The sequence below is a fragment of the Psychrobacter sp. 1U2 genome (assembly GCF_051847575.1).
The window spans coordinates 15,366-27,784 of record NZ_JBPYDC010000029.1 but is presented as its reverse complement, the minus strand read 5'-3'; the positions used below and the strand labels follow the sequence as shown (position 1 = coordinate 27,784).

The 12,419-nt window shown below is 45.3% G+C and carries 10 protein-coding genes; 7 read left to right on the top strand and 3 right to left on the bottom strand.

Going from position 1 to position 12,419, the window contains the following annotated elements; all coding sequences use genetic code 11:
• Nucleotides 1-64: 64 nt before the first annotated feature.
• Nucleotides 65-298, bottom strand: a complete 234-nt coding sequence (locus tag ACS8FD_RS11670) for a hypothetical protein (RefSeq protein WP_439276013.1) — start codon at nt 296-298, stop codon at nt 65-67.
• A gap of 309 nt (nt 299-607) precedes the next feature.
• On the opposite strand from ACS8FD_RS11670, the gene dinB reads away from it, so the two are divergent.
• The 7 genes from dinB to infA all read left to right on the top strand — a co-directional run bounded on the left by dinB (nt 608) and on the right by infA (nt 9,736).
• Nucleotides 608-1,696, top strand: a complete 1,089-nt coding sequence (dinB, locus tag ACS8FD_RS11665) for a DNA polymerase IV (protein WP_439276012.1) — start codon at nt 608-610, stop codon at nt 1,694-1,696.
• A gap of 198 nt (nt 1,697-1,894) precedes the next feature.
• Nucleotides 1,895-3,028 (top strand): tRNA preQ1(34) S-adenosylmethionine ribosyltransferase-isomerase QueA, encoded by a 1,134-nt coding sequence (gene queA / locus ACS8FD_RS11660; protein WP_439276014.1) that lies wholly within the window; start codon nt 1,895-1,897, stop codon nt 3,026-3,028.
• A gap of 196 nt (nt 3,029-3,224) precedes the next feature.
• Nucleotides 3,225-5,336: a type IV pilus assembly protein FimV gene (locus ACS8FD_RS11655; RefSeq protein WP_439276011.1), complete on the top strand. Its 2,112-nt coding sequence runs from the start codon at nt 3,225-3,227 to the stop codon at nt 5,334-5,336.
• Between the two features lie 69 nt (nt 5,337-5,405).
• Complete coding sequence (locus tag ACS8FD_RS11650) at nt 5,406-7,169, top strand: FimV/HubP family polar landmark protein (protein ID WP_439276010.1); 1,764 nt, start codon at nt 5,406-5,408, stop codon at nt 7,167-7,169.
• Between the two features lie 157 nt (nt 7,170-7,326).
• A complete protein-coding gene (locus ACS8FD_RS11645) occupies nt 7,327-8,436 on the top strand; it encodes an asparaginase (RefSeq protein WP_439276009.1) in 1,110 nt (369 codons plus the stop codon).
• A 48-nt stretch (nt 8,437-8,484) separates the two neighbouring features.
• Complete coding sequence (gene truA / locus ACS8FD_RS11640; protein WP_439276008.1) at nt 8,485-9,369, top strand: tRNA pseudouridine(38-40) synthase TruA; 885 nt, start codon at nt 8,485-8,487, stop codon at nt 9,367-9,369.
• Between the two features lie 142 nt (nt 9,370-9,511).
• A complete protein-coding gene (infA, locus tag ACS8FD_RS11635; RefSeq protein WP_019671605.1) occupies nt 9,512-9,736 on the top strand; it encodes a translation initiation factor IF-1 in 225 nt (74 codons plus the stop codon).
• Between the two features lie 195 nt (nt 9,737-9,931).
• Here the strand turns inward: infA and ACS8FD_RS11630 are convergent, their stop codons facing one another.
• Together ACS8FD_RS11630 and leuB are read right to left on the bottom strand one after the other, a co-directional pair.
• Entirely contained in the window at nt 9,932-11,026 is a 1,095-nt protein-coding gene (locus tag ACS8FD_RS11630) for a L,D-transpeptidase family protein (RefSeq protein ID WP_439276007.1), read from the bottom strand.
• Nucleotides 11,027-11,313: 287 nt separating this feature from the next.
• Nucleotides 11,314-12,417, bottom strand: coding sequence for a 3-isopropylmalate dehydrogenase (leuB, locus tag ACS8FD_RS11625; protein ID WP_439276006.1), 1,104 nt, complete (start codon nt 12,415-12,417; stop codon nt 11,314-11,316).
• Nucleotides 12,418-12,419 lie beyond the last annotated feature (2 nt).

Sequence of the window (12,419 nt, the reverse complement as noted above, 5' to 3'; positions counted from 1 at the left end):
TTTCTTGGTCATGGTAAACTCCTGTCAATACGCTTAGTTTACCAAGTTTAGTTGTACGGTTTCTTCAGCATAGCTCAACTATTTTTATGGGTACTGCAAAAGCCCAGGCTCTACCATGATTACAATAAAACTGCCCATCATAAAATGAGACAATATAAGCGGTGAAGTCATTACCATAGTGATCCAACATCGCATCTTCATCACTATCATCACTGACAGCGCACCAAATCTCTTTATTACCTTTCATTAGCATAGAGCGGGTCAAATCACTACCTACCGTTTTAGTACTATTCATCATCAGCTCCTTAATTATTGAACCTCTAAAATGTACCGATCGGTCAATAAACACCTAGAGTTCTATTTATTTTCGCTCGACCCTAAGCTGAATAATTATTGACTGTAACTTCATAGTCTTCATATTAATTATAACGAATGAGATGTAACTTTATAATAGTACAAATATACTACTGCAAACAGCAATTTAGAATGAAAGGTATTAATACAAGGACGAACGGTAGCTTAAATAAAGGCGATGCTGATATAAAAGGTGATTTTATTTAAAATATTGAACCGCAAAATACTCTTAGATTGAGGTAAAATAGCCCCTATGACTGCCTCTATACAACCGACTTTGCGCAAAATTATTCATTTAGATATGGATGCTTTTTATGCCAGTGTCGAACAGCGTGATTTTCCAGAGCTACGAGGTAAGCCTTTAGTGGTCGGCGGCGACCCTAATGGTCGCGGAGTGGTCGCGGCGGCTAGCTATGAGGTACGAAAGTTTGGGGTGCGCTCAGCGATGTCTTGCTATGAAGCGCGCAAACGCTGCCCTGAGGTACTATTTGTCAGGCCACGGTTCGATGTTTATCGCGCCGTTAGTGCCGATATTCGTAAAATCATGCATCGCTTAACCCCACTAGTAGAGCCATTGTCTTTAGATGAGGCTTATCTTGACGTTACGGGCCTGACTGCTCATAAAGGCTCAGCGACCTTAATGGCGAACTGGTTACGCGCGCAAATACTCGAGCACACCGGCCTTAATGCTTCTGCTGGTGTTTCTTTCAATAAGATGCTGGCAAAAATCGCCTCGGATATCAATAAGCCCAATGGTATCGCTGTCATCACCCCAGACGAGGCGGAGGCTTTTATTAGTGGCTTACCGATTGAGCGTTTTCATGGGATTGGCAAAGCAACCGCTAAGCGTATGCATGCCCTAGGCATCAGCAATGGTGCAGATCTGCGACGCACTGAGGCGGCGCTACTGGTTAGTGAGTTTGGTAAACGCGGTCAGTTTTATTACGATATCGCTCATGGTCGCGATAATCGTCTGGTAAAACCCCAGCGTCAGCACAAGTCGGTAGGCTCGGAGACGACTTTTCGAGACAACTTGAGCATGGATGGGCCTTTGCTTGAACAAATTTACGAGCAGAATGCCGATGCATTTAGTCAATTACAAAAAAAACAGCTCATCGCCCATACCATTACCCTAAAAGTTAAGTATGCCGACTTCACTCAAATCACGCGCTCGCACACGCTATCCACTGCTTTTACTAGCGCAGAATCGGCTCATTACTGGCTCGATAAACTGTTTTCTGATATTACCCGAACGCTGCCGATCAGGCTTGTCGGCGTTACCTACTCTTCCTTAGCACCGGCCAGTCAAAGCTTACCACAACTTAACTTATTTGATTTTTAGTCTTAGCTAATACTCTTTGTATCTTACTGCTAATGATTAGCAAACGACAGCAAGCAAACGATTTATAAGTTATCCCCTCAAGACTAGCTTTCTGCTACAATTGTGCCAAAATTCTCTCTCATCAATGATCGAATCATGACCAATATGCATCCTACTATTTTGACCAAGCCTGTCTCTATTGCCGATGAACCGGCAGCTATGGATACTCCTGAGAACTACCTAAGCGTCAACGACTATGATTATGAGTTGCCTGATCAGCTAATCGCTCGTTATCCGCTCGCTGAGCGCTCAGCATCTAGGTTGCTTTACTTGCCGGCTAGCACTAATGAAGCGTCAGTTGCACCGATTGATCATTTATTTACCGACTTGCCAGCGCTATTAAATACTGGCGATTTAATTGTTTTTAACGATACCAAAGTCATGAAAGCGCGCCTGTTCGGTCACAAAGATACCGGCGGCAAAATTGAGGTATTAATAGAGCGGCTACTTGAGCACGTAGATATTGATAGTGAGACGATCAACATAGCAGAACAGGCATCAACCACTCATCCCCATCTAGCGCTTTGTCATGTCAAAGCCAGTAAAGCGCCTAAGCTTGGACAGCAGCTATTGTTAGCTGATGGTCATATCGAAGCACTCATGGTCGGCCGTGAAGAAAACCTTTTTATCTTAGCTTTTGCGGCGCCTATCTTGCCCAACTTAGAGCGCTATGGCGAGCTGCCGATACCACCTTATTTTGAGCGTCATGCCGATGCAACCGACAATACCCGTTATCAGACCGTCTTTCATGATCCTGCCAAGCTTGCCAGCGTCGCCGCACCTACTGCTAGCCTGCATTTCGATGAAAAAGTGCTGATGATGCTCAAGGATAAAGGAATCAATAGCGCCTTTGTCACTCTGCATGTCGGCGCAGGTACTTTTGCTCCTGTCAAAGCCGACAATCTCCTCAATCACACCATGCATAGTGAATACGCGCACCTACCGCAAGCGACTGCAGATCTGATCAATCAGACTCACGCTAATGGCAAACAAGTCATCGCTATTGGTACGACTGTCACTCGGGTGCTAGAGAGCGCTTACCAGCAAACCGCAATGAATGGACAGCCGTTGGCCAGTTGGTCTGGTGATACTGATATCTTTATTTATCCAGGTTTCAAATTTGGGGTGATAGACCGGCTACTTACTAACTTTCATCTACCAAAATCAACCTTATTGATGCTAGTAGCCGCCTTCTCTGGTAAGTCGGCTATCGAGCACGCTTATCAGCACGCTATTGAGCAGCAATATCGCTTCTTTAGTTATGGTGATGCGATGCTTCTGGATAAAGCTTAAAACTGCCTGTAGATAACCTGCTAGAATAAATATGCTAAGCGTAATAGCATAAAGTTTATCGTCAATAAACGAAGAATGTTTATCGCAGCTGAAAATACTCTAGAATTTTACTGCGTTTTAATGTTGCTTAACGTTATAATTCAGTTAATATGTTTAGGGTGTGTTGGTATCTGTTTAACACCTTGTAAACTCCAACTTGCTACAATCTCAATGGCTACTCAAAGGGCAGCGCATGGCTTGGCAATTACCTTATCGACCGACTCGTCTTCATTGTGCAGTGTCTGCAGCGCTGCTGTGCTCACTTGGTAGCGCCATGTTGCTACCAGCAGCCATGGCGGCTACTATCGGTAAGACGACTATTACCTCAGCGCAGCATGAGCCGCTAGTCGCTATCATTAGCGTCTCTGACATCGAATCCTCAGACTTCTCAGCCCATTTGGCCACCCCTAATGTCTATCAACAGCTAGGATTGACCCCGACTGACGCCATGTCCGTAAGCTTTATCCGCACTTCTGCTAGCACCGGACAGCTGATGATAAGTACCTCTCAGCCAGTCTCAAAACCTTTTGCCGATGTGGTACTAGCGATCAACGACAACGGCCAGCGCAATATGGTGCCAAAGACTCTACTCATGCCTTTAGGCTCTATTCAGCAAGCAAAGCGCTCAAAACGCTCAGAAGGCGCAAAACCTGCAAAAACTATAGTAGCTAGCGCTCCTAAACCCAACTTACCCGTAATGTCAACGCCAGCAGTGACACCGCCAATCGTCGCTACTAGCAGCACTAAGCCCTTAGCGCTCAAACGCGGAGCTCCGCCGCCCTTGTTTATGCAGTCCCGCTCAGCATCTAATTCAGGCATAGGTAATACCCCAAATCTCAAAAGTAGTAATACGCTACCTATCGTGAGCGTAGCAGCTACTCCTAATCTCCCGCTTGCACTATCGACACCCTCGTCTACGGCGACAGCCACGCGCGCTAACCTCGACATGACTGCTAATACTACTCCATCGTTAGTCAAAACTAACACCCTCGATATAAAAAATAACCGCCGCGTGAATAGCCGTCCTATTCAACCGAGTCCCCTTAACAATGACGACCTTAGCATTAATACTAGCGCTGAATCTTTACAGCCAACCTCTAACCGTAATGAGGCGGATAAGGCGATTGCAAGCGTAGCAAAAACATCAAGCCCGCTAGCACCTGCTAGCGCAGCGACTAACGTACAACAAGCCTTATTGGCGCAAACCCAAACCAATAATCGTGCTCAAAGTGATCACCCTTCTTCAGAAAATAAAACTACAGAAATCAGCAGTGTAAAAAACAATACTTTAAATATAGAAGTCTCTCGTCAGATTACCGTGCGTAATAGCCCTCTCAATAAGGTCGATAGTACGGACAGTCCTACGCTAACACTGAATTTTACAGAAAATATGGCTTCAAAAAATGCTGATCGTACCAATCCAGACAGCCAAAATACTGACAGAGTAAGCAATGAGCAGGCCAATAACCTCACAGAATTAGCGGAGATCTCTCCTACAGGAGAGCGCTTAGCGACTAACAATGACGCCGCTGCAAGCGCTTCTGTCAGTACTATCAACGCAAGCGGCAAGACCGTAGCAACTGATGCCGCGCCAATTGATCAAATGGTTAGCTATACCGTACAGCGTAACGACAACTTATGGCTTATCTCCAAACAAATCGCCGAAAAAAACAACCTTGATATATCAGCTGTAATGAGTCAGATCAAAACGCAAAACCCCAATGCCTTTATTAACCAAGACGCTGATCAGCTCAAAGCCAATGCCGAGCTACGCTTACCAAGCTATGAAGTTATACCCTCACAAAGCAGTATCCAAGCGGCTATAACGGCGCAGCGAAGACGTTATCTGCAAGCCAATAATAAGGCTGCTGAGCAGTCTAGCGAAAAGGTAACAGCGAACGAGCAAACAAGATCAGCAGGATCAGCTACTCTGCCGACAGCCAAAGTGAAATCAGAATCATCTAAGCCAGCTAATACCGCAGCAAAAACAACGACTCAGACGCTACCACAAGCGCGTTTTTCAGTAGTGGCTCCGGGGCGTAAAGGTCAAGCTGATGGCACTCAAACCAAGGCGGCTACCGCCACAGGAAATGGGCTAAGTACCGAGATACTCGCTTCACTAAAATCCTCTCGGCAGCGCACTGCTACGCAAGCGCAGCGCACAAAACTGGTGAATAACAGCCTTGGTAGTTATACACAAAAACTGCAGCTACAAAATCAAAAACTGGCTGAGCTTGAGGCTCGACTAAAAAAATTACGCAATCAATAACCGCTTAGCTGACTAGCAATACTTACTCTCTGCTTGCTATACTCAGCACGAATAGTCGTAGGAATTATTATGGATAATATGCTATATATCGTTGCAGGACTAATCATTGTTTTACTGATAGCTGTGTTGATTATGCGTAGGAAAAAAGCGCAGCCAACCACTAAACATATCAATGATACCCAGTCCCAAACTAAACACGTACCTACCGACTATGATACGGCCCGTAGCAGTACGGTAGCGGGCGCGACTAAGTTCGATAGCTTAACTGTGGCTGAGCGTTTTATCGATCAGCAGCGTTATGACAAAGCCATCGAGGTACTAGAGCGCGGTCTCATCCAAAAGCCCCATGATGCTAAGCTGTCACTCAAGCTTCTCAATATCTACGCGCTTACTACACAGACTGAGAGCTTTTATAGAACTTATGACGCTATCAGTGCTCATGGCGATGCGGCTACTATCGCTCAAGCCAAAGAGCTAAGAGCGCTATTTGATCAGGATCATAATCAAACGCCTCTACAAGCGCGTAATGATGTCGATAGTGGCGATGCTGGGCATGCAGTAAAATCAGATTATGAAAGTCTTGATTTCGATATCGCAAGCGTGCCAAAAGAGACGCCGACTCTAAGACAGACTGCTGCGAGTGCTGATTCTATTACTGAATCAGATCTTGTCTCTTCCGCTCCATTAGCGAGTTCCTTTGATGATAGTACTATCACTGATGATGCGAGTAGCAATAACAATACTGACGCTATCTTTGATCTGACCTTAGATGATCTAGAGAGTGATAGTTTTGATGAGGCTGCTGATAATACAGCTAGCCATTCATCTATTAATGATACTAGCTTAGATAGCCAAAATTTGAGCTTAGATGAGCAGTCTGAAAGCAATAGCGCTACTGTGAATACGCACTCTGACACTAGCCTCGAGAGCGTCAACCCTATCAGCGAAGATCGTAGCCCTAATGAAAATTATAGTCTTGATGAAGATTTTAGCCTTGGTTTTGATGAACCGGCAGCGACTGACTCTTTGAGTACGGATGCGGCAGATCTTCAGCAAACCGACAGTCAAAATTCTAATTTGCAGGAAGACTTTGTACTAGATTTTGATGACCTAGCGTCGAATAGCCCCTCGAATAGCGATACTGGCATCAGCACGAACACAAGTACTGATACAATTACCGATACTTTTGGCGACTCTGATCTTTCTATTTCTGAGCTTCCTGTTGCAGAAGAGACAGCGGGTGTTTCTAGTTTCGATTTTGATTTAAGTTTAGACGATGACAATACTTATGATGGTCAACAAAGTAGCGCTGAGCATAACGCTTTATCATTAGATAGTTTAGAGTCAGTAGACGCCCAAGAGACAGTAAATGACATCAATGCGTTTGCAGTAGAAGAACACTTATCATCTGCGGCGCCAACAGACGCTAGCAAGACCACAACTACCGACTTAGAGAGTTTTGACTTTGATTTAACGGACTCGCAGCCTATTGAGGATAAGACAAGCGCAACTGAGACGACCCCTCCTTTGATGTTCGATGATGAGACACCATTTGAAGATAGTTTTAGTCTTGATGATTCTATCTTAGAAGACGCGGCCACGACAGCTAACCCAGTAGTCACAGAGGATAAAACAGATTTTGCTGCTCAGTTTGCCGCTGATTTTGACTTTGTTAATGATCTAGACAATCAACAAATCACTCTAGACTTAGCGGCTAAATATTTGGAACTAGGTGAGTATGACAGCGCCAAACGTTTGCTCAGCGAAGTTATCGCGCAAGGCAGTAGTGATCAACAAGCCCAAGCACAATCCCTATTAGAGCGTACAGCATAAACTACAGCTATAAAAGATAAAATCGCCACGCGTAACTCGAATATGTCGTTGCTTTAAAAGAAAGTTTAATAGGCTAGAACATAGATGTCCTAGCCTATATTACGCTTATGAACATACCCCTCATCAACACTATTTATCAGTAGTTTGCGACCCTATTATGATCTCACGTTCCACCTTATCATCGCCCAACTCGCAGTCTGTACAGCTGATTTATGCGGGCGGCACCTTTGGCAGTTATGGGCGACCTTTGGTACCACTTGCCGCCGAAGTGTTCTTGCCCGTCTTGCAGCAGCTTATTACTGAGCACGATGACGCCGCTTTTTTACCTGTACTTTCTTGGTTAGATAACTCGCTTATCAAAGACAGTAGTCAATTAACGCCTAGCGACTTTGTACACTTTTATACCCTATTGCTTTCGGCCTATGCCGTTGGCAAGCGCCAGTTTGTTCTAATCACAGGCACCGACACGTTGAGCTATTTAGGAGCATTTTTGGCGGAAGCTTTTGCAGGTTCCGACATTAGTATTACCCTCACAGGCAGCATGCAGCCGCTACTAGATAGCGAAGAGCTGCACGCCTATGAAATCGACAGCCAGAGCGATGCTTGGGATAATTTTCGTGAGGCTCTGCGCCTAGCGGCAGCGGGGCAATCAGGAGTCAAGATATGTTTTGGCGGTGAATCCTGGCCGGCGCAAACCGTCCAAAAGATTCACAGTCATGATTTTATGGCCTTTACCGGTCATCATCGTGCCGCCTACCCCGATAATAGCTATATAGATAAACTGACAGATACTCGCCGTCAACACTGGCTCGATGATCAGCAGCAGGTTTTGCCAGCGGTGCAAGAACAGCCACAGCAGGCTTACGTCTATGCTCTCTACTGCTTGCCTAACGATCCGAGCGTGCTCAGCGAGCAGCTACAAGCACTCCTCGATAAACCACCATGCGCTATTATCTTATTAGGATTTGGCAGCGGTAACGTTCCTTATTCGCCGCAGCTTGCCGAGGCGCTACAAGCCGCTTATAAACAAGGTCATATGGTTGTGTGCGCTAGCCAATGCCCATTTGGCGGTGTCAGTGCCAGTTACGCCGCTGGCAGCTGGCAATATGATTATCACGTTATCGCTGGCGGACGGCTAACCATTCCTGCTATCTACGCGCGTCTCCTGTGGTTGCTACTACGTTACGACACTCCTGCCCGCAGACGCCAACGCTGGACTTATAGCGTCAACCAAGCAGGAACCTCTAATAACAGTCGTCAGCGCTAAAGCACCTACAACCTTTAACACCCATACACTCTAAGCACCTCACTTATTATGACCGACTCTTTAGCAGATAACGCTCAGCGAATAGTTGAGCAAGATGAGCCTAGCCAAAACACACTCGATGAAGACACCCCTACTTACACTTTAGCGATAGCTATCGAGTTTTTGGGGACTCACTATTATGGTTGGCAACGGCAAAAAGAGGTTTTAGGGGTGCAACAAGTCCTAGAGACCGCCATTAGCAAAGTGGCCAACGAGACGGTAGAAGTCATCGCCGCAGGGCGTACCGATTCAGGAGTGCACGCCAGCAACATGCTCGCTCATTTCGTCACTCGCGCCTACCGACCAACCCGTAATTGGCTACGCGGCGTCAATAGCCTACTGCCCGATGATATTGCACTGCGATGGATCCAGCCTATGCCAAACGATTTTCATGCGCGCTTTAAGGCCATCGCCCGGCGTTATCGTTATGTTACCCTTAATCAAGACACGCGCCCGGCTATCTTAAACCATCAAGTGACTCACATTCATGAGCCATTAGATCTAGCCGCGATGCAACTGGCCGCTCAGTCTATAGTTGGCACGCATGATTTCACAAGCTTTCGCGCCGCAGCCTGTCAGTCCAATCAGCCGGTGCGCACGGTTAGCCATGCCAAGCTATTTGCTCATGGTGCCTTTATTGTTTTTGATATTCAAGCTGATGGCTTTTTGCATCATATGGTACGTAATTTAATGGGTACGCTGTACGCTATCGGTCGTCACGAGCTACAGCCGGATGACTTCTTAGCAATTTTAGCGCAAAAAGATCGCACTATTGCCCCGCCCACCGCTGCCGGTGATGGGCTTTATTTTGTCAAAGCTTACTACCCTGAAAAATACGAGTCGCTTTTTCCAAAAGAGCCGCTGACCCCGGTTTGGCTTAATCTGCCAGAGTAACTGTTATTGAAATATTAAAGCTCAATTATAATTTGACATACATAACCACTAAACGCTGTCAAGCAAAAACCCGCTGCCATATTGCTTTAATCGCCAAACTTACGTATAATATTGGCTTATTTTTCATTGATTGATATAAATTATGGCTAAAAAAGACGATATTATCGAGTTTGAAGGCGAAGTCATCGATACCTTGCCAAACACTCTGTTTAAGGTTCGTTTAGAAAACGGACACGAAATTATTGCGCATATCTCTGGTAAAATGCGTAAGCATTACATTCGTATTTTGACTGGTGATAAAGTCAAAGTCGAGATGACGCCTTATGACTTAACCAAAGGTCGTATTACTTATCGCGGTAAGAATTAATTCTTTACAACTGTTATGTGAGTTTATTAATCTCCTTATTTTTATGTATGCTAAACTTTAATATAGTCTAGAGCATTAAGCACGCGTACCCCCTCTTATTTGACAAAAAAATACCGCTAATAATCGTATTAGCGGTATTTTTTTGTTTAAAATTTTAGCTTAAGGATTTAACCAATTAAATGTTTTACCGTAGAATTACTTAAACTCAACCGTAGCATCATCGTTAATAACCCCTAACAAAGATAGCGCGTCCCAGTTGGTTAGACGCACGCAGCCTGCTGACGCTTGCCGACTGATACGATCGGGATCTGGCGAACCATGAATACCGTAAGAGGGCTTCGTCAGGCCAATCCAAACCTTCCCAACTGGGTTGTTAGGGCCTGGTGGAATGATAAATTTCTCATCATCGTCACCAGTATAAGTATAGTTCGGTCCATTAACCTTCACTTCTACTTCATGGGTACCCGTTGGTGAAGGCGTTGCGGTGCTGCCTACCGTCGTAGGATAGCTGGCAACGAGATCGCCTTGATCGTTATAGGCATATAGAGTTTCAGTAGTTTTATCCGCAACCACACGACTTACTGGCGTAGTATTAGGATTACCTGGGTTATAGACGGTAATGGTCTCGCCGGCCTTGAAGCTCGCTTGCGGATTTAAGGACTTAAGGTAACTATCACTCATATGAAACTTCTCTGCTAATGCTTCAAGCACGCTTTCATAATACATGCCGTCAAGCTTAGACTTCGCTTCTGCACCAGCCGGAATGGTGGTCGTTTTGATGTTGACATCATCGGGAGTCAGCTCGTAGCGGACTAGCACCGGTTGCCGGGTTAGCGTCTCGCTCGCCATCAGCGCATCCCAGGTCTCGGTATTGAGCTCGTCAGTAACACTCAGATCATTAGCCTTTTGAAAAGCTTGCATCGCTTTACGAGTGTTTTTACCCCAGTAACCGTCCACTGGACCGACGCCATTATGATGCCAATTTAATAGCGCTTGCAAGCGGGTGCCAACTTTGCGATCTATCTTTGTTCCCTCTTTCCAATTGATAGTATTTATCTTTTTTGCAGACTGAGATAAACCCTCTGTCGTATAATCAATGGTTGGTAATAGCTTATTAAGGGATTCAGCTGTCGCCTCATTAGCGGCTTTATCGGTATCAATCTTTTGACTGACACCATTAGTGACGGGGCTAGTATCATTATTAGTAGCGGCTAGCGCTGGACTCATAAATAATAAAGTAGATAAGCCGCTAGCGAGCATAGCACTGGTGATTTTGGTTAATTTAGACATAGGTTTCCTCTAATATTCAATAGAATCTTATAATGACTTTTTATTATTGTGAAAGTATTTATCAAAATAAACACCTTAATAATAATGCCACAGCCCTATGTCAGCATATAAGCCCATTGTGTTAATAACGGTCTACTCATACAGTATCTCTGTAAATAACAGCTTATTAAGTAAACCTCTATATGTGATTTATTTTGAGCAGAAAAAACCTATAAACCGTCAAACGATTTATAGGCTAAAGGCGTTGCGTTCATCCTAAAATATAGGCTATTATTTTGGGAAAATAACTATACCAATTTGGCTAATACCGCCTCGCCCATTTGACGACAGCCCACTTGCGTCAGACCGTTTTCGTATTTATCCAAGATATCAAGCGTACGCAGCCCATCATCTAATACATCGCTTACCGCTTGTTCTATGGCTTGCGCGGCCTTTTCTTGCTTAAAGGTATAACGTAGCATCATCGCCACCGATAGAATCGTTGCTAAGGGATTGGCCTTATCTTGTCCCGCGATATCAGGAGCTGAGCCATGACAAGGCTCATACATGCCTTTACCCTCTTCATCGAGGCTTGCTGAGGGCAGCATACCGATGGAGCCTGTGAGCATAGCGGCTTCGTCAGATAAAATATCACCGAACATATTACCAGTGACCATGACATCGAACTGTTTGGGGTCTTTTATAAGCTGCATACAAGCGTTGTCAGCGTACATATGCGACAATTCAACATCGCTATAATCCGCTTCTTGCATCTTGATCATTGTCTGCTTCCACAGCTCAGTCACTTCTAGAACATTGGCTTTATCGACTGAACAGATCTTAGCCTGCTTACCGCTGGTTTGAGCTCGGGTCTGCGCCATCTCAAACGCTACTTTGCCGATACGCTCAATCTCGCTGGTGCTATACACCATAGTGTTATAGCCTTGTTGCTCACCATTATCCAAAGTACGGATACCGCGCGGCTCACCAAAATAGATACCGCCGGTCAGCTCACGGACGATTAATAAGTCAAGCCCTGAGATGATATCAGCTTTGATACTCGAGGCATTTGCCAACTGCGGATAAAGCTTAGCGACACGCAAATTAGCAAACAGGCCAAGCTCACTACGAATCTTTAGCAGTCCACGCTCAGGACGTTTGCTGCGCTCGATGCTATCCCACTTAGGGCCACCAACCGCGCCTAGCAGAACGGCATCGGCCGCGCGGGCTTGTCTCAAAGTCTCCTTTGGTAACGGCTCACCAGTCGCATCAATCGCCGCACCGCCAAGAAGCCCCGACTCAAGAGTAAAACCTAAATCAAATTTATCATTGGTCGCTTTAAGGATGTCGATAGCTTGAGTCATAATCTCAGGACCGATGCCATCGCCTGCTAGTGTCAATATAGTCGCCATAC

What these genes read in the sequence shown, in the direction of transcription:
- ACS8FD_RS11670 (WP_439276013.1), bottom strand. Translation starts at nt 298, where the DNA reads ATGATGAATAGTACTAAAACGGTAGGTAGTGATTTGACCCGCTCTATG.
- dinB (WP_439276012.1), top strand. Translation starts at nt 608, where the DNA reads ATGACTGCCTCTATACAACCGACTTTGCGCAAAATTATTCATTTAGAT.
- queA (WP_439276014.1), top strand. Translation starts at nt 1,895, where the DNA reads ATGGATACTCCTGAGAACTACCTAAGCGTCAACGACTATGATTATGAG.
- ACS8FD_RS11650 (WP_439276010.1), top strand. Translation starts at nt 5,406, where the DNA reads ATGGATAATATGCTATATATCGTTGCAGGACTAATCATTGTTTTACTG.
- ACS8FD_RS11645 (WP_439276009.1), top strand. Translation starts at nt 7,327, where the DNA reads ATGATCTCACGTTCCACCTTATCATCGCCCAACTCGCAGTCTGTACAG.
- truA (WP_439276008.1), top strand. Translation starts at nt 8,485, where the DNA reads ATGACCGACTCTTTAGCAGATAACGCTCAGCGAATAGTTGAGCAAGAT.
- infA (WP_019671605.1), top strand. Translation starts at nt 9,512, where the DNA reads ATGGCTAAAAAAGACGATATTATCGAGTTTGAAGGCGAAGTCATCGAT.
- ACS8FD_RS11630 (WP_439276007.1), bottom strand. Translation starts at nt 11,026, where the DNA reads ATGTCTAAATTAACCAAAATCACCAGTGCTATGCTCGCTAGCGGCTTA.
- leuB (WP_439276006.1), bottom strand. Translation starts at nt 12,417, where the DNA reads ATGGCGACTATATTGACACTAGCAGGCGATGGCATCGGTCCTGAGATT.